The sequence below is a fragment of the Duganella sp. CT11-25 genome (assembly GCF_047302815.1).
Taxonomy (GTDB): Bacteria; Pseudomonadota; Gammaproteobacteria; order Burkholderiales; family Burkholderiaceae_D; genus Rugamonas.
The window spans coordinates 833,888-850,991 of record NZ_JBKBFD010000001.1 but is presented as its reverse complement, the minus strand read 5'-3'; the positions used below and the strand labels follow the sequence as shown (position 1 = coordinate 850,991).

General features: G+C 65.7%; 13 protein-coding genes. 3 read left to right on the top strand and 10 right to left on the bottom strand.

The genetic code is table 11. The features are described 5' to 3' along the window. Window positions 1-179: 179 nt before the first annotated feature. The 10 genes from ACEN9F_RS03365 to ACEN9F_RS03320 form a co-directional block, all read right to left on the bottom strand. Entirely contained in the window at window positions 180-3,254 is a 3,075-nt protein-coding gene (locus tag ACEN9F_RS03365) for a diguanylate cyclase (RefSeq protein WP_413417818.1), read from the bottom strand. A 141-nt stretch (window positions 3,255-3,395) separates the two neighbouring features. Then, window positions 3,396-3,806: a hemerythrin domain-containing protein gene (locus ACEN9F_RS03360; protein ID WP_413417816.1), complete on the bottom strand. Its 411-nt coding sequence runs from the start codon at window positions 3,804-3,806 to the stop codon at window positions 3,396-3,398. 23 nt (window positions 3,807-3,829) lie between these two features. Beyond that, entirely contained in the window at window positions 3,830-4,111 is a 282-nt protein-coding gene (locus ACEN9F_RS03355; protein WP_413417814.1) for a DUF1971 domain-containing protein, read from the bottom strand. A 17-nt stretch (window positions 4,112-4,128) separates the two neighbouring features. Next, window positions 4,129-4,506, bottom strand: coding sequence for a group III truncated hemoglobin (locus tag ACEN9F_RS03350; RefSeq protein ID WP_413417812.1), 378 nt, complete (start codon window positions 4,504-4,506; stop codon window positions 4,129-4,131). Further along, a complete protein-coding gene (locus ACEN9F_RS03345) occupies window positions 4,448-5,098 on the bottom strand; it encodes a hypothetical protein (RefSeq protein WP_413417810.1) in 651 nt (216 codons plus the stop codon). Before ACEN9F_RS03345 ends, ACEN9F_RS03350 begins: the two co-directional genes overlap by 59 nt. Beyond that, complete coding sequence (locus ACEN9F_RS03340; RefSeq protein WP_413417808.1) at window positions 5,095-5,763, bottom strand: SCO family protein; 669 nt, start codon at window positions 5,761-5,763, stop codon at window positions 5,095-5,097. Before ACEN9F_RS03340 ends, ACEN9F_RS03345 begins: the two co-directional genes overlap by 4 nt. Beyond that, the gene (locus ACEN9F_RS03335; RefSeq protein ID WP_413417806.1) at window positions 5,735-6,331 is read right to left on the bottom strand and encodes a c-type cytochrome; all 597 of its coding nucleotides are present in this window, start codon (window positions 6,329-6,331) and stop codon (window positions 5,735-5,737) included. Before ACEN9F_RS03335 ends, ACEN9F_RS03340 begins: the two co-directional genes overlap by 29 nt. Then, the gene (locus ACEN9F_RS03330; protein ID WP_413417804.1) at window positions 6,328-6,915 is read right to left on the bottom strand and encodes a cbb3-type cytochrome c oxidase subunit II; all 588 of its coding nucleotides are present in this window, start codon (window positions 6,913-6,915) and stop codon (window positions 6,328-6,330) included. Before ACEN9F_RS03330 ends, ACEN9F_RS03335 begins: the two co-directional genes overlap by 4 nt. Beyond that, on the bottom strand, window positions 6,908-8,569 hold the full coding sequence (locus tag ACEN9F_RS03325; protein WP_413417802.1) for a cbb3-type cytochrome c oxidase subunit I: 1,662 nt from the start codon (window positions 8,567-8,569) through the stop codon (window positions 6,908-6,910). The genes ACEN9F_RS03330 and ACEN9F_RS03325 overlap by 8 nt, the downstream gene beginning before the upstream one ends. A gap of 116 nt (window positions 8,570-8,685) precedes the next feature. Continuing rightward, on the bottom strand, window positions 8,686-12,237 hold the full coding sequence (locus ACEN9F_RS03320) for a CHASE domain-containing protein (RefSeq protein WP_413417800.1): 3,552 nt from the start codon (window positions 12,235-12,237) through the stop codon (window positions 8,686-8,688). A 126-nt stretch (window positions 12,238-12,363) separates the two neighbouring features. Between ACEN9F_RS03320 and ACEN9F_RS03315 the strand changes: the two genes are divergently transcribed. The 3 genes from ACEN9F_RS03315 (at window position 12,364) to ACEN9F_RS03305 (ending at window position 17,071) form a co-directional block, all read left to right on the top strand. Beyond that, window positions 12,364-15,072, top strand: a complete 2,709-nt coding sequence (locus ACEN9F_RS03315; protein WP_413417798.1) for an ATP-binding protein — start codon at window positions 12,364-12,366, stop codon at window positions 15,070-15,072. 98 nt (window positions 15,073-15,170) lie between these two features. Next, complete coding sequence (locus ACEN9F_RS03310) at window positions 15,171-16,325, top strand: sensor histidine kinase (RefSeq protein WP_413417796.1); 1,155 nt, start codon at window positions 15,171-15,173, stop codon at window positions 16,323-16,325. A gap of 20 nt (window positions 16,326-16,345) precedes the next feature. Next, complete coding sequence (locus ACEN9F_RS03305) at window positions 16,346-17,071, top strand: LytR/AlgR family response regulator transcription factor (RefSeq protein WP_413426954.1); 726 nt, start codon at window positions 16,346-16,348, stop codon at window positions 17,069-17,071. Window positions 17,072-17,104 lie beyond the last annotated feature (33 nt).

The window sequence follows — 17,104 nt, the reverse complement described above, 5'->3', positions numbered from 1 at the left end:
GTGTACCCCTCCGGTGGTTGTAGTGGCGGCGTGTTCTAGCTGTTGTGTGCCTGTTTTCAGTGTGTACCGGAGGTGTGTGCTTGGGGAGTGTTTTGTATGGTTATGTCACAATTGCGTTGTGAGTCGGCAACGAATGACGGCTTGAAAACGCTATCACGTGATGGAAACGGCAAGCTTGCCTAAAGGATGTCTGCGATTTTCTCGCTCAGGCATGGCTGGCCGTTCTGGGCTTGCATGACACAATTCCGTCCACGTTCCTTGGCTTGGTATAGCGCCTGGTCGGCGGCGCGCACCAGCAGTTCTGCGCTCTGCCGCTCGGTCGGTGTGATCGAGGCGACACCGATGCTGACGGTGACGCAGCCGGCCGGTGACGACTCATGTGGCAGCGCCAGCGCCTGCAGGCCGGAACGGATAGTCTCCGCCAGTAGCGCCGCCTGGGCGCTGCTGTTAAGCGGCGCGATGAAGGCGAATTCCTCGCCGCCATAGCGCGCCGCCAAGTCGGTGGCGCGGTGCACGGCGGCCTGGATCACCCGCGCCACTTCGCGCAGGCAGGCGTCGCCGGCCTGGTGGCCATAGTTGTCGTTGTATAGCTTGAAGCAGTCGACATCGATCATGGCCAGCGCCAGAGGCTCGCCCGAGCGCTGCGCGCGGCCCCATTCGCGCGCCAGCGTATCGTCGAACTGGCGGCGGTTGGCGACGCCGGTCAGGGCATCGGTCGTCGAGAGAGCCGTCAGCTTGCGGTTGGACTCCAGCAGTTCCCGCGTGCGTCGCGCCACCAGCAATTCGAGCCGGTGGGCGCGCTGCGTCAGCGATCGCACGCGCAACCGGTATGCAGTCACGACGCTCAGCATCACCAGCAGCACGACGCTGGTGCGGAACCACCAGGTTTCCCAGATCGGCGGCGTCACCGTGATCGGCAGCACCACCTCTTCGCTGATCAATCCCTTGTTGGTGGTGGCGCGCAGGCGGAAGCGGTACTCTCCGGGGTACAGGTTGGTATAGGTGGCGATGGGCTGGCTGGCGTCGGCCTGCATCCATTGCCGGTCGAAGCCCTGCAGCTGGTAGGTGTAGGTGTTGCGCTTCGGCGCCGCGTAGTGCAGAGCGGCGAATTCCAGCGTCAGCACGGCAGCGTTCCATGGCATGATCAACGCGCGCGGCGCCGTTACCGCGCCGTCCAGCCGCACGCCTTCCGGCAGCTGGCCGAGGCTGAGCGAACGGTCGTAGATGCGAATGTCGCTGATGGTCGCGCGCGGTGCGGTCGGCGTGTGCAGCGGCAGCTCGGGATACACGGCGGTGATGCCGGTGGTGCCGCCGAAATACAGCCTGCCATCGGTGGCGCGCGCGGATGACGCCTGATACAGGCCGTCGGTCAGGCCGTCGTCGGCGGAGTAGTGGGTGAACTGGCTGCCACTCGGGTCGAGCCGCGACAGGCCGCGCACGGTGCTGATCCACAGGATACCGGCGCTGTCGCTCTCGATCGATTCGATCAGTATCGGGCCGGGATCGCCGGGCGCCGTGTAGCGGTGGAACTCGGGCTTGCCGTCGCGGCCCGGCACCATGCGGTTCAAGCCGCGCGCGGTGCCGATCCAGATGGTGCCGTACATGTCTTCGTAGAGGCAGGTGATCTTGTCGCTGCTGATGCTGCGCGGCCGCTGGTCGTCATGGCGGAAGTGCTGGAAGCGGCCGTCGTTGCCCGTCATCAGATCGAGGCCGCCGCCGCGGAAGAAGTCGCCGACCCACACGCGGCCCTGCGCGTCCTCCAGCACCGCGCTGGCTTCGCTGACGCTGCGGCTGGCGGGATTGGCGTCGTCGTGCACGTAGCGCTGTATGGTGCCGCTGGCGGTGTCGTAGCGTATCAGGCTGGCGCCGGTGCCCAGCCACAGCACGCCACCGCGTCCCGGCGCGATGGCGTTGACGAAGTTGTCGGCCGGCGTTTCGAAACGCACCGAGGCGAACGGGCCATCGCGCCGGTCCAGCCGGTTCAAGCCCTTCGAGGTGCCGACCCACAGCGGCCCTTCGAACTGCTGGTGCAAGCTGTAGACTGAATTGTGATTGATCGATCCCGGCTTGCCGGCGTTGGCGGTATAGCGTTCGACGATGCGCTTGCCGGCCGGGTCGAACAGCAGCAGGCCGTCGTCCACGCCCAGCCAGATATGGCCGTCCGACGCGGCGGCCATGCTGCGCACGAAATTACTGGATGGGAAACTGTCCGGCGCGATGTCGCGCGGGATGATGCGTTCCAGTCCGTAGTTGCCCAGGTTGGCGCGCGCCACACCGTCGGTGAAGGAGGCGACCCATAGCGTGCCGCTGCCGTCCTCCATGGTGGTGTTGATGGCGTTGCTGGGCAGGCTGTGGGCGTCTTCGGCGCGGTGCGCATAGGCCTGCGTGTGCTGCAGGTCGCGCGACCAGCGCATCAGCCCTTCGGTGCGGGTGCTGACCCAGACGTTGCCGCGCTTGTCGATATTGATATTGTTGATACGGCCTTTGGGTCCAGCCAGGCTGCGGCGCTGCTCCCATGGCGTCCCACCTTGCCAGACCACGACACCGGCGTCGGTGCCTATCCACAGCCGGCCGTCGGCGTCGAAGCGCATGGCGCGCACGTCGTTCAGCTTTGGATCCGGTTGTTCGGCGCTGTCGAGCCGGAAGTGCGTGAAACCGGGCGCGCCGGGCGCCAGGTAACTGAGTCCGCCCGGCCAGGTGGCAGCCCACAAGCCGCCCTTGGCATCGAGTGCGAGGGCGTTGACGTCGTTGTAGCGCAGCGCGCCATCACGCGACGGGTCGGCCTGGTGTAGCTGGAAGCGGCCGCTGGCCATGTCGAAGTGCTGCAGGCCGCCCCAGGTGGCCAGCCACAAGCCCTGGCCACCGTCGCCGATGATGCTGCGCACGATGCGGGTGTTGCGCTGCGGTGAATCGGGATGGAAGCGGGTGAAGCTGTTGCTGTCCGGGTCGAAGCGCGCCAGGCCTTCGTCGGTGCCGACCCAGATGCGGCCCTGGACGTCGCTGTGCAGCGTGGCGATGCGGCCGGCCGGCACGCTGGCCGGATTGGCGGGATCGTTGATGTAGCGGACGGCGCGCCGGCCGTCATAGCGGAACAAGCCGCCCTCGATGGTGCCGATCCAGATATAGCCCCGCCGGTCCTGCAGCAGAGACAGGACGGACTGGCTGTCCGACCCTAGCGATTCGATCGCCTCAAAGGTCAGCGGCAGCCTGGCCGGCGCCGCCGCGCGGCAAGGGGCGAGCAGGCAAGCCAGCAAAAACCAGCACAGAGAGAATCCCGGCAGTCGCATTGTTTTGGAGACATTTGGTGAGAATTTTGCTCTCCAATGAATATGGGCGTCCTGTCAGGAGGCGTCAACAAGATTTTTTAACGCTGTGGCTTGCCTGCACACTTTATGTCAGACCGCTTCGATAGCAGGATAAAATTCGCGGTCTTCGCGCTTCATGCGGTCGTACAGCGCTTTCAATACCTGGTTGGCCTCCTCGCGGAAGGCCTCCGGCTCCTCGGCCAACTGGCGCGGCGTGTTCCATTTTGCGGCGAAATTTAGGTAGCTGCCGGCGATGCTATCCATCTCCTGGCGGTATTTCTGGCCCATGCCGGCTAGTTGGCTGTTGCCGCTCGCTTCCAGCGCCGGATACAGCACGCGGTCTTCCACCGCCAGATGCAGTTTGATGATGCCACTCATGGCGACGATGCGCTGCGCGATGTCGGCCGCATGGTTGGCGATACCGCTTTGTACCAGCTTGCGCAGGTCGGTGATGGCGCTGAGGATGTCGATGTGCTGGTGCTTGAATTTGTCGATGTTCATGTGAGTCCTTGTTGGTGTTGGGGTTAGCGATGGAAGTCGACCTGGAAGCGCACGGGCCCGATGACCTGTACTTCGTGTTCGATTTGTGGTTCGACCACGCCGGGTAGCTCGGGCGTCAGCAGGATTTCTTCCGGCGTTGCGGATGGATCGGTGATGCGGTACAGCAGGCTGCCTTCGACGATGGTGATGCGCGCCCACACACCGGCTGCGGTGGTGTGGCTGCGCTGGAGCGCGGCCGGGACGGTGGCCTCGGTGAAGACGCCGGTGCTCTTGTAGTGCGTGACAGTGTCGGGGATGGTTTTCATATCGGATGCTCCAATGGTTAGGCGACCTTCACTTCGCCGAAGAAGCCGTACTGCAGGCTGGCGGCGATGCGGCGGGCGACGGTCTGGAATTCGGCGGCGTCGACCGGCGCGAACAGGCGCGCGGTCGTGGCCTCAAACAGCTGGAGCCAGCGCCGGAAGTGATCGGGCGTGACGCCGTTCAGCAGCATGTGCTTGCCGAAGACGTTGCCCTGGAAATTACGGCTGCCCAGCATCACGGTGGTCCAGAAGTCAACCATGCGGTCCAGGTGCGGCGTCCAGTGTTCGCCGATGGCGGCGTTGAAGACGGGCGCCAACTCGGGATCGGCGCGTACGCCGTCATAAAATTCGTGGACCAGCGTGGCGATCGATGTGGGGTTCAGCGGCAGGTGTGACATGGTGATGGGTTCTCAATGAGTTGGAGAAAATCGCCGGCGCCAGACGCCAGCACCAGGCTGCGGCGATCGCGATCGATACGATGACCAGCGCGATGCCGGTGGCGATCTGGTCGTCCAGCAGGTAGGCGTTGCACAGGCGTTGCGGCATGTTCTGGTACTGGATGCCGGCGATGGCCATCATCCAGCTGAAATTCCCGAGGAAGAAAAGCTGCACGATCCAGTTGGCGCGCCGCAGCGAGCCGGGTAGCGTGCCGCCCAGCGCGAGCAGGGAGATGAACTTCGCCACCTCCGCCAGCGGCGAGTTAATGCTTTGCTCCAGCGCGCGCGGGATCATCCAGTAGGCGCTGATGAAGAGCAGGGCGGTCAGGCCTGTTACGCCATGCTGGTCGAACGCCATCGTGCGCAAGGTGCGGCGTGGCGGCGCGGCTTTGGTACGTAGCCAACCGGCTCCGGCCAGCAGCCAGCCGGCGACGACCAGCAGCGGCAGTTGCAGCAGCATGTGGCGCAGCATCGAGGCTTCCAGCCAATGGCGCGGCACCGCCGCCAGCAGCAGGCAGGCCAGGGCGGCGATAGTGGCATGCCACGGCTTCATAGCCTGCCTCCGCCTGCGGGCGCCGCGCGCGCCATCGCCACAGCATGTTCCAGCGCCTGCGCTGGATTGTCGTAGTCGGTGATACGCGCCAGCCGGCCCTGGCGGTCGATCAGGTGGAAGGCGGCGTTGTGCTGGAACTCGCCCATCGGCGCCGGCAGCACGACGATGCCGAAGGCGTCCAGCAGCGCCTTGCGCTCATCGTCCTTGTCGATGCCGACCATGCGCCACACTGCCGGGTCGGCGTGCTGGCGCAGCGCGTACGAGGCCAGCACCGGCGCGGTATCGCGCGGATCGAAGCTGATGCTGATCAGGCGCACGTCTCGCTGCAGGCCGCGCTTGCGGATCTCGTCCTGCATCTGCTGGTACTCGCTGCCCAGGACCGTGCACACCGCATTACAACTGCTGTAGATGAAGTTGACGATGGCGACGCGGCCATCGTCGCGCAGCATGGCGGCCAGTGTGTCGGCTTCAGGTTGGTGAACGGCGGTGGCGGGCAGCGCCAGCGGTTGGCGGCTGATGGCCAGCCGGCGGCCGTCCTCCGTCGATACCACCTCGAATCCCATCGTGCCTTGGTACAGCGCAGCCACGCCGGCACCGCACACCAGCAGCAGGGCCGCCAGCGTCGGCAGCAGCGTGCTACTGTTTGAGTTTGTTGAGGTCTTCATCGCCGTTCCAGGGATCCTTGCGATCCTTGCCCGCTTCGCGCTCCGCCTTGACGACATCGGCGGCGATCTTGCCACCGCTGTTGCCGAAACTGCTGCGCACATAATCCAGCACCGCCGCGATCTCCGCGTCGCTCAGTTTGTCCTTGAAGGCCGGCATCTGGCCGTTGTACGCCATGTCCTTGACGGTCAGCTTGCCGGTCACGCCATGCAGCAGGATGTTGACCGGAACCTTGTCCGCCGCCAGCACCCATTCCGAACCGCCCAGCGGCGGGAACACGCCTGGCAGGCCGCCGCCATTGGCCTGGTGGCAGGCCACGCAATTGGCGGTGTAGACTTGTGCGCCATCGGCCGCACCGCCAGCTCCGGCGGGCTTGCCTTCCAGTGTGGACAGCGTGCGCTGGTCGCCCAGCTCCGGCGCGTCGTTGCGCTGGGTGAGGACGATGTAGCCGACCGCCCAGATCACTAGCGCCGATACCACCAGCAGCACCAGGCGCGGCACCGGACGGTTACGTTCATGCGGATCGGGATTCTCGCGCTCGCGCGCGTCATGCTTGGGTTGCTCGATCATTTGGCTTTCCCCTCGAATACCGGATAGGTGTGATCCAAGCCCTGCATATAGGTGACCAGGTCCAGCGCCTCCTGTGTCGCCACCACGATTTTCCCGGGCGGCTTGAAGCCCGGCGGCAGCGTCAGCACGCGGTCGCCGGGATCGGCTTTTTCCTTGATCTCAAAGAGGAAGGGATAGGATGGCATCACCGAGCCAGGCGTGTAGGCGCGCGGCTGGTATAAATGCCCAAGATGCCAGTCCTGGCTTGGCTGCCGCGCGCCGATGTTGAACAGGTCAGGCCCGGTGCGCATGGTGCCGAGCAGGTGCGGCTTGTCGTAGTGGTAGTCGGCGGCCACCGAGGCGCGGCCCCAGCCCCGCTTGTCGTCCGGCGCCTGCGCGCGGTCGCGTGGCTGTTGCGAGTGGCAGTAGATGCAGCCGTTCTTGATATAGACTTCGCGCCCGCGCAGCTGCGCCGAGGTGTAGGGTTTGAGGCCGGCCGGCGGCTCCACGGCTTTCAGCTGCAGGAATGGGACCACCACCAGCGCCGATGTGGCCAGCGCCAGCGTCACCATCGCGCCGCTCAGGAGTTTGAGTTCGTCATGCATATGCGGCTCCTGCGATTTTAGGCGTGTGCAGCAGCGCCGCGCCGGTCCGCGCAGGACCATAGCGCAGCACCATCGCCGCGAAGTGGCCGGCAAACACCAGGTGGCCCAGCGTCATGATGGCGCCGCCGATCGAGCGGCTTTGCAGGTAGGGAATGGTGACCTTGACCGAATCCATGAACGGCTTGGCGGCGTCCAGCATTGCCAGACCTTGCAGCCAGCCGCCGATGGTCAGGCCGATGAAATAGATCGAGAAACCCAGCACCACCAGCCAGAAATGGGCGGCGATCAGGCCGGGGTACGGCCACTCCCACGACATCACGCGTGGCATGACGAAGTAGATCGCGCCGAACATCACCATCGTGAAGAAGCCGTACAGCCCGAGGTGCGCGTGCGCCACCGTGAAGTGCGTGAAGTGCGCCACCGTGTTGACCGCGCGGATCGCCTCGATCGAGCCTTGTATGGAGCTGAGCGTGTACATCATGCCGCCCAGGACGATGAAGCGCAGCGTCGGCGAGTAAATCAGCTTGGAGAAGTAGCCTTTCATCGTCAGGTGCTGGTTGACCGAGAACGAGATCACCGGCACGATCATCATCATGCTTTGCACGATGGACAGGGTGATCAGCCAGCCGGGCACCGGTCCACCGATCAGGTGATGGCCGCCGACCTGGCCGTAGAAGAAGGCCAGCGTCCAGAAGCCCAGCAGCGACAGGTTGTACGACTGCACCGGGCGGCCGATAATCTTCGGCAGGAAGTAGTAGACCGAGGCCAGCGCCATCGGCGTGTAGAACAGTCCAAGTACGTTATGCCCGAACCACCAGTTCATGGTGGCCTGCTCGACGCCGAAGTGCATCGCCGGCAGGTTAGCGATCAGGAACAGGATGGGGAACCAGAACAGCGCCGCGCCCATATACCATACGGAGACGTAAAGGTGACCGACCTTGCGCGCCTGCAGCGTGTACACCAGCGGCAGTCCCATCAGGGCGCCGCCGGCCACGATCAGGATATCGACCTGCCAAGGGATCTCCAGCCACTCCATGCCGTCGCTGATGCCGGCGGCGATGCAGCCGACGCCGGCGATCAGGCCCGCGTTCCAGATCATGCAGCCGAGGACGGCGTAGCGGCCGCCGACCAGCGGGGTTTTCAGCAAACGAGGCAGCATCCAGTTGGCGATGCCGAAGGCTGCCATCGGCGCCCAGCCATAGGCGATGATGTTCAGGTGGATGGTGCGGATGCGGCCGAAGGTCAGCCAGGCCTGCTGCACCAGCCAGTCCGGCTCGTGCAGCTTGATGGAGCTGGTCAGTCCGGCCAGCGATCCGGCGACCAGCCACACCACGGCGCAGGACAGGAACACGAAGGAGACGAAGGCGGTCGAACGGTCGGCCTCGACACGCTCGGCCAGCTCCGTCTTCAGGGCGGCCTCCTGTTCGGCGGTCAGTTCTGCGTGCGTGTCGCTCGGCACCCGCAGCGCCAGCCCAGCGCGCTGGGCAGGCGTGGCGGACGGTTCTTCGCCGCGGCCGATTTCGCCGGTGGAGAAGATGACGTTGGCGGCGGCCGAGGTGGCGTCGAACAGGCGCTTGCGCAGCGACCAGATGAAGACAAACAAGCCGGTGATCGATAGCACGAACGAGGACAGAAGTATAGTGACTGTATCCATGATTTGGCTTTGATTTAAAGATGTATTTAAAATATACCTTAAATGTCGAAATAACTCAACCGCCATTCATCATAGAGCGCCGGGAAGGCGCTCGCATTCCTCCTTGGAGGTATTCCCTAGCGCCAGGCGGCGGCGCGCTGGGCGGCGGGGAGATTGCGGGCGATGACGCGAAGCATCTGCTCGACGTCGATCGGCTTGGCGATGAAGTCGTTCATGCCGGAGACGATGCATTGTTCACGTTCGGACTCCATGACGCCGGCCGTCATGGCCAATACCGGCAGCGTCAATCCCAGCTCGTTGCGGATTTTGGTGGTGGCCTCGAAACCGTCCATTTCCGGCATCTGTACGTCCATCAGCACGACGTCGTAGCGGTGGGCGTCGGTGCGCAGCCGTTCCAGCGCGGCGAGGCCGTTGTCCGCCGCTTCGACGCTGGCGCCGGCGTAGGTCAGCATGCTGGTGGCGACCAGCTGGTTGACTGGATTGTCTTCGACCAGCAGGATGCGCACGCCGTCGATGCGCTGGCCGCTGTCGGCGTCGAGGATTGCCACGCCGGCGGGCGTTCCTGCGGCATCGCGCGCGCTCGCCAATGCCTGCTGCAGCGTGTCCTCAAGGCGGGCGGCGGTGACAGGCTTGAGCAGCACCGCGTCGGCCGCATGCGCACCATCGGTATGCAGCAGCTTGCCCTGGCCGAATGCGCTGACCATCAGGATCACCCGTGCCCCGGCTAGGGCGGCATCGGCGCGGATCGCCTGCATGGTGGCGAGGCCGTTCATGCCTGGCATGTTCCAGTCGACCAGCACGGCATCGTAGCGCGCGCCTTTCGCGCGCAGCAGGGCGAGGGCCTGCTCGCCGGAGCCGGCGCAGTCGCTGCTCCACCCGCGCGCGCGGATGGTCCGGCATAGATAGTCTGCGGATATGCGATGGTCGTCCACCACCAGCAGATGCATGGACGTCGCTGCGCCACGGCCGCCGACCGCCTCGATGGCCCGCTGCAGCGGCACGGTGAGCGTGAACTCGCTGCCTTGGCCCGGCGCGCTGCGCACATCGATGTCGCCGCCCATCAGCGCGGCGATGCGGCGCGAGATCGTCAGCCCCAGGCCGGTGCCGCCGAAGCGGCGGGTCATCGAAGCATCGGCCTGGGAGAAGGGCGCGAACAACTGCGCCAGCTCCCCGGCTGCAATGCCGATGCCGCTGTCGCGCACTGTAAAGCGCAGCGTCGCCGGTTCGGCCGCCAGTTCCACCAGCATCGACACCGCGCCTTTTTCCGTGAACTTGATGGCGTTGCCGACCAGGTTGATCAGCACCTGCTGCAGGCGATGGGCGTCGCCGTTCAGTGCCTGCGGCACGTCCGGCTCGACGCCGATGGCCAGTTCGAGATCCTTCTCGCCGGAGTTGACGGTCATGATGGTGGCGACCGCCTCCAGCACGGCGCTGAGCTGGAACGGCGCCGGCGCCAGCTCCATGCGTCCGGCCTCGATCTTGGAGAAATCCAGCACGTCATTGAGAATGCTGAGCAGCGAGTTGCCGGACGACCGTATCATCTCCAGGTATTTGTGCTGCTCCGTCGACAGCGCGGTATTGTTCAGCAAGTGCGTCATGCCCAGCACCGCGTTAAGCGGCGTGCGGATCTCGTGGCTCATATTGGCCACGAATTCGCTCTTGGCGCGGCTGGCGGCTTCCGCCTGGTCGCGCGCGGCGATTAGCGAGCTTTCCGATTCGCGCAGCGCGCCCGTCATCTGCCTTGCCAGCGCCGTGGCATAGGACTGGCGCGCCGTCAGCGCGCGTACCACGCCGAAGAACAGCAGGCTGATAATCACGCCGGCCAGCAGCACGATCTGCGGCTTCTGGCGGTCGATGGCTTTCTCGAAGGCGGGCTGCGAGGTGAAGCTCAGCGTCCACCGATGGTGCAGCAAGACCAGCGGCATGATGTGGCGGTAGGGATTGGGGTACTGCTGCGTGTCGGCCGCGGCGTGGTCGCTGGCGTACAGCAGCGCGGCGGGCATGGACTGCTCGCCGTCGTAGATCTCCAGCCGCACCGTGCGGTCGGCGGGGCCGAGCAGGTCGCGCATCAATTCGTCGGCGCGGATCGGGCTGTAGGCAAAGCCCTGCAGCGCCGCCATGCGCTGTGCGGGGCCGGCCGTCGGCGCCAGCCGCGCCTCCTTGCGGTAAACCGGGAAGTACATCAGGAAGCCGGGCTGGCCGCCGCCCTGGGCATCCTGTACCAGCACCACCTTGTCCGACAGCGACGGCGCGCCGGAATAAGCCGCCTTCAGCAGCGCGTTGCGGCGGATCGGTTCGGACATCATGTCATAGCCGAAGGCGCGCAGGTTGCGGCCGGCGAACGGTTCCAGGTACATCACTACGGTCGACATGCCCGGTCCCAGCGCCGCGCCGGCGGACCAGATGCGGAACTCCGGATATCCCTGGGCGCGGATGCGCGTCTCGGTCTCCGCGCGCTGGTCGGCGCGGATGAAGGCGCCGTAGCCCAGTCCCATCACGCCGGGGAAGTTGTTGACCAGGTCCATGCCCTCGCTGAAATCGCGCCACTGCTCGCGGCTCGGTTCCTGGTGCGCCTTGAACAGCGCCTGGGCGCCGCGCAGGCCGGATTCGTACAGCGCCAAGCGGCGGGCGATGCGCTTGGCGATGTCATCGCATTCGGCGTCGAACTGCTCCTGCGCGCGGCGCTCGGCGCCCACCGCCAGCAAGTGCCAGACCACCACCGTCAAGCCGACGCCGACCAGCAGCGTGCCCCATTGCGCGGCGCTGTGGCGGACCGACTTGTCGCCCACGCGTTTGCGCTCGCTGACGTCGGCGCACAGCACCATGCCGATCAAGCTGCACAGCACGACGAAGCTTTCCAGCGCGATCAGCGCGTCGTTCAGCGTGCCGACCGCGAACGGGCCGTGGCCGTTGATGGTGCCGATCACCGCGCCGCCAGCCGCCATGATGCACACCAGGCTGGCGCCGCGCAGGCCGTAGCGGTGCGAGGCCCAGGCCACGCATAGCACGAACAGGTAGGGCAGCCATCCCAGGCCGTCGTCGTAGGCGTAACGGCGGCCGAACACGGCGACGATCAGCACCACCAGCGCCGCCAGCGAGACGGCGATTTCGAGCGCGCCGCGCCACTGCCATTTGGGGCGCCGCCGCACGCACCAGACGATGATGGCCGGCGCCACCAGCAGCACGCCGGCGATGTCGCCGACCCACCAGGTCAGCGCGACGGTGCCGTAGGCGGTGGCGGGGACCAGGCCGCTGAGTATCAGCGTGGTGCTGCCGATGCCGGCGCTGACCAGGCACATGGCCATCGCCACCAGCGCGAATTTGTAGACGTTCTGCAGTTGGCCCATCGGCTGCTTGACGTCGATGTAGCGGCGGATCAGCCACACGCCGCTCAGCGCTTCGAGCGTGTTACCGGCGGCGATCAGCGACGACGCTAGTCCCACGCCGGCGCCGAACGGCAGGCCGTTGCCGAGGAAAGTGGCGAGATTGGCGGCCAGGGCTCCTACGAAGATAGCCGGCCAGGCCCGATAGCCCATCAGCAGGACGGCGGCGAAGGCGATGCCGGAGGGCGGCCATACCGGGGTGGCGTTGGTGTGCGCGAAGGCCAGCAGCAGGCTGGCACGGGCAATCAAAGCGTAGCACAGCGTCAGCAGCATCAGCGCGCGCATGGCGGTTTCTTTGGGTTGTCAACGAGGAAATCACTATAACGTAAATATTGTGATAATGGGTTTGGCATTTCGGACGTGTAGCAGGTAATATTTTGATATCACCTTAATAGCGAGCCCGTGCGACCCATGGCGACACCATTGTCCTTGCCCTCCACCTTGCGATTCAGGCTTAGCAGCCTGGTGGTGGTGCTGGTGCTGGCCGCCACCGTGACCGTGACCGTGGTGGCGCTGGTGTTGGCGGAGCGCGACATGAAGGAGGTCATCGGCGCCCAGCAATACGCCTTGCTGTCCGGCGCGGCGGCCCACATGGATGAGCACCTGGCCGGCAAAAAAGCCGTGCTGGCGGCGCTGGCCGAGTCGCTGCCGGCGTCCACGCTGCGCGATCCGCAGGCCTTGCGCGCCTACCTGGAAGCGCGGCCGACCGCGCGCGGTGAATTCTCGTTCGTCGAAATCTATGATGCCCAAGGCACGCTGACGGGCGCCATCGGCGAAGCCATGCCGGCGCCGGGCTACAGCGAGGCGGGACAGGCATGGTTCGCGCAGACCGTGGCCATGCGGCGCGGCCTGATCTCGGCGCCGTTCTTCAGCAAGATCGCCGCCGTGCCCACGGTGCTGATCACCGCGCCGGTGCTCGACAGCCAGGGCCGCGTGGTGCTGGTGCTCGCCGGCGGCATCAACCTGCGGCGTTACGGACCGTTCGAATCGCTCAGCGCGTTCAAGCCGGGCGGCAGCGGCTTCTCCTTCATCATGACCAATGGCGGCATCCTGCTCAACCACCCGGACAAGCAGCGCATCCTGCGCCATATCAACGAGCGTCCCGGCTACAACCGCGCCACGCAGATGGCGCTCGGCGGCTTCGAGGGCTGGACCGAGGCGGAGAACAAGGACGGGGCCAAGGGGATTTATTCCTACCGGCGCCTGAAGCAGGCCGGCTGGATCATCGCCGCGCGCTTCCCGAGCGACGAGGCGCTGGCGCCGTTGCGGCAGATGCGTTACGAGGCTGCGGTGGCGGCGGCGGTGTTTGCCGGGCTGGCGGGACTGCTGTCGTGGGTCGGCATCGCACGCCTGCTGCATCCCTTGCAGCGGCTGCGGCGCAACATCGCCGATATCATGGACAGCCGCGCAGGCATCCAGGTGCTGCAATTGGAACGCAAGGATGAAATCGGCGAATTGAGCGGCGCCTTCTACCGCCTGATGGCGGAGCGTGAAGCGGCGCAGCAGCGCACCCGCGAAAGCGAACGGCGCGCCCGCATCCTGGCCGACACGCTGCCGCTGCTGATCGCCTACCTGGACCCGGACCTGCGCTACCTGTTCACCAACGCGCACTACCGCACCCAATGGGGCCTGGAGCCGCAGGCCATGCTGGGCAAGACCGTCAGCGAGATCTTCGGACCCGCCGCCGATTCATGGCTGCCGGATCTGCGCGCGGCGCTGGCCGGGCGCCGGCTGCACTACGAGCGCGAGTTCCAGTCGGACGACGGCGACATCCAGCACTTCCTGGTCGACCTGGTGCCTGACATCGGCGCCGATGGCCAGGTGCTTGGCACCTACTTGATGGCGATGAATATCACCGACCGCAAGAACAGCGAGCAGCGCGCCGACGCGGCCAGCCGCGCCAAGAGCGAGTTCGTGGCCAATATGAGCCACGAGATCCGCACGCCGATGAACGCCGTGCTGGGCGTGGCCTACCTGCTGGCGAACACGCCGCTGAACGAAACGCAGAAGGAGTACGTGGACATGATACGGTCCTCGGGCAATGTCCTGCTGCGCATCCTGAATGATGTGCTGGACTTTTCCAAGATCGAGGCGGGGCGCATGGAGCTGGCGCCGCAGGCCTTCCGCCTGGGCGATGTGCTGGACGCCGTCTCTAGCGTGATGACGATGAATGCGGAGGCACGCCACATCGGCCTGTCCATTGGCGCCGACGCCGACGTGCCGCAGGCGCTGGTGGGCGACGCCATGCGCCTGCAGCAGATCCTGGTCAACCTGGTCGGCAATGCCATCAAGTTCACCGAAGAGGGCGAGGTGTCGCTGCGGGTGGGCGTGGCATCGCCGCCGCCATCGTCTTCGACCGGGGAGCGCATCGGCCTGCGCTTCGCGGTGCGCGATACCGGCATCGGCATGGACATGGAACAGCAGAGCCGTTTGTTTTCCGCGTTTAACCAGGCCGACGCCTCGACCACGCGGCGCTTCGGCGGCACCGGACTGGGACTGGCGATCTGCCGCCGGCTGGCGGAGCTGATGGGTGGCGGCATATCGGTGCAAAGCATGCCCGGCGCCGGCAGCGAATTCGTCGTCACGCTGCCGTTTGCGCCCGGCGACGAGGAGGAGGCCCAGTCCCTGCCTGCGCCCGCGTGGCCGGACGTGGCGGAACGGATCCCGTCGGCGGCCCAGCCCGAGCTGAAACCAGGGCGGGATTCCGTCGCGGCTGATCCGCAGGCGACGCAGCTGCACGGACTGCGCCTGCTGCTGGTGGAAGACCATCCGCTGAACCAGATTGTCGCGCGCGGCATGCTGGAGCACGCGGGCGCCATGGTGGACGTGGCGGAGAACGGCCAGTTGGCGGTCGAGCGCCTGCGCGAACACGCCGCCGACTACGATATCGTCCTGATGGACGTGCAGATGCCGGTCATGGACGGCTTCGAGGCGACCCGCCACATCCGCGAGGAGCTCCGGCTCACATTGCCAATATTGGCGATGTCGGCGGGCGTGATGCAGTCGGAGCAGGAGCACTGCATCGCCGCAGGCATGAACGACTTCATCCCCAAACCGGTGGATATCGAGCAGATGCTGGACATCATTTCGCGCCATCGGGATGCACTTCGCGCCCGCTAGCGGCATTCCGTCGCATGCCGCACGCGCGTGGGGCGGTCCTGGCTAGAGTGAGCCCACCATGATAACTTTCTGGCGGCATGAATAATATAGGCGCGCAAATGAATCAAGAATGTCGAACCCCCGCACTGGCACACCCGCTGGAGCTGATCCCGTTTTTCCGGCGCTGGCCCGCGTCGATGCGCCGCAACCTGCTGTACACGGCGATCTGGAGCACCGGCATGGGCATCCTGATGACAGCCGGTGAAATGCTCGCAGTGCGCGATGGCGAACCGCTGCTCGACCATTTGCTGCCGATGCTGTTGATGTCCAACCTGATCGGCCTGATGATCCATGCGGGTTCGGTCTGGTCCAACCGTCTGCTGGATGGCTGGCCGCGCCGCGCCAAGGGGTTGCCGCGCCTGATGTTCAGCATGGCGCTGATGGCCTTCAGTGTGTTGTTCGGCGTCGGCTTCGGCAACTGGATCTGGCGCGGCGCCAATCCATTCAAGCTGCTGACCAATGCCAGCGTGCTGGCGGAGCTGCTGGTGATCTCGGTGGGCGTCGCGCTGATCCTGTACATGGCGCGCCGCGCCGCCGACCGTCGCGTCGAGGAGGCGCGGCAGAAGGAGTTCATCGCCTCCAGCGCGCGCATGCTGGCCGAGGCGCGCCTGAAGGCGCTGCAGGCGCAGATCGAGCCGCACTTCCTGTACAACACGCTGGCCAATGTGGTGAGCCTGATCGGTCCGCGGCCGGCGCAGGCCCAGCATATGCTGGAACGCTTCATCGACTATCTGCGCGCCAGCCTGGCCGCCAGCCGCAGCGAGCAGGCTACGCTGGCTTCCGAAGCGAAGCTGATCGCGGCCTACCTGGACGTGCTGGCTGTGCGCATGGGCGAGCGCCTGCGCTATCGCATCGACGTGCCGGACGCGCTCAGTCAGTTCGTCATCGCGCCCATGCTGCTGCAACCGGTAGTGGAGAACGCGATCTCGCATGGATTGGAACCGAAGGTGGAGGGCGGCGAGATCGTCGTCAGCGCGCGCGTCGAAGGCGCCCATGTGTGCGTGCAGATCAGCGATACCGGCGCCGGCTTGGACGAGGCGGCGAAGCCCAAGCCGGGCGGCGGCGTCGGCCTGAGTAACCTGCGCGAGCGCCTTCGCACTTTGTACGGCGGCGACGCTCGGGTAGAATTATTGGAAAATCAACCCTGCGGCATGACGGTGCGCCTGATGCTGCCTTTGAACGCGAGTCCGACATCAACACCATCCGCGCCCTGATCGCAGACGACGAAGCCCATCTGCGCGATTACCTGGAAAGCCAGCTGAAAACCGTCTGGCCCGAACTACGCGTCATCGCCCATGCCGCCAATGGTCTCGATGCGCTGCGCCTGATCGACGAGCAGGCGCCGGATGTGGCCTTTCTCGATATCCGCATGCCTGGCCTGAGCGGGCTGGATGTGGCGGCACGGCTGACGGCTGGCCCGAAGCCGCCGCACATCGTGTTTGTGACGGCCTATGACCAGTACGCGGTGGAGGCGTTCGAGCAATCGGCGGTGGACTATCTGCTCAAGCCCGCGAGCCTGGAGCGGCTGGAAAAAACCGTCGCCAAGCTGAAGGCGAAGGCGGTTGCTGCACCAGTGGCCTCATTGCAGGCTTTGCTGGCGCAGCTTGCCGTATCGGCGCCTGCGCCGGCCGCCGCGCCGCTGCAATGGATACGCGCGGCGCAGGGCGAGCAGGTTCGCTTGATCTCGATCGACGAGGTGATCTACTTCCAGAGCAACGACAAGTACACCAGCGTGTTCCTGGCGGATGGGGAGAGTTTGATTCGCACGCCCTTGAGCAAGCTGCGCGAGCAGCTCGACGAGAGGCAGTTCTGGCAGATACACCGCAGCGTGATCGTCGCCGCGCGCCATGTGGCGGGCACGCGGCAGGACTTTCGCGGCCGGATGATGGTGCAGCTCAAAGGCCGACCGGAGGAACTTGTGGTCAGCCGCAATTACGTGGACTTATTCCGGCAGATGTAGCTGCCCGCGCGACGGCGGGCCGCCCGGGGCGCT

What these genes read in the sequence shown, in the direction of transcription:
- ACEN9F_RS03310 (WP_413417796.1), top strand. Translation starts at nt 15,171, where the DNA reads ATGAATCAAGAATGTCGAACCCCCGCACTGGCACACCCGCTGGAGCTG.
- ACEN9F_RS03330 (WP_413417804.1), bottom strand. Translation starts at nt 6,915, where the DNA reads ATGCATGACGAACTCAAACTCCTGAGCGGCGCGATGGTGACGCTGGCG.
- ACEN9F_RS03320 (WP_413417800.1), bottom strand. Translation starts at nt 12,237, where the DNA reads ATGCGCGCGCTGATGCTGCTGACGCTGTGCTACGCTTTGATTGCCCGT.
- ACEN9F_RS03355 (WP_413417814.1), bottom strand. Translation starts at nt 4,111, where the DNA reads ATGAAAACCATCCCCGACACTGTCACGCACTACAAGAGCACCGGCGTC.
- ACEN9F_RS03340 (WP_413417808.1), bottom strand. Translation starts at nt 5,763, where the DNA reads ATGAAGACCTCAACAAACTCAAACAGTAGCACGCTGCTGCCGACGCTG.
- ACEN9F_RS03350 (WP_413417812.1), bottom strand. Translation starts at nt 4,506, where the DNA reads ATGTCACACCTGCCGCTGAACCCCACATCGATCGCCACGCTGGTCCAC.
- ACEN9F_RS03360 (WP_413417816.1), bottom strand. Translation starts at nt 3,806, where the DNA reads ATGAACATCGACAAATTCAAGCACCAGCACATCGACATCCTCAGCGCC.
- ACEN9F_RS03345 (WP_413417810.1), bottom strand. Translation starts at nt 5,098, where the DNA reads ATGAAGCCGTGGCATGCCACTATCGCCGCCCTGGCCTGCCTGCTGCTG.
- ACEN9F_RS03325 (WP_413417802.1), bottom strand. Translation starts at nt 8,569, where the DNA reads ATGGATACAGTCACTATACTTCTGTCCTCGTTCGTGCTATCGATCACC.
- ACEN9F_RS03315 (WP_413417798.1), top strand. Translation starts at nt 12,364, where the DNA reads ATGGCGACACCATTGTCCTTGCCCTCCACCTTGCGATTCAGGCTTAGC.
- ACEN9F_RS03335 (WP_413417806.1), bottom strand. Translation starts at nt 6,331, where the DNA reads ATGATCGAGCAACCCAAGCATGACGCGCGCGAGCGCGAGAATCCCGAT.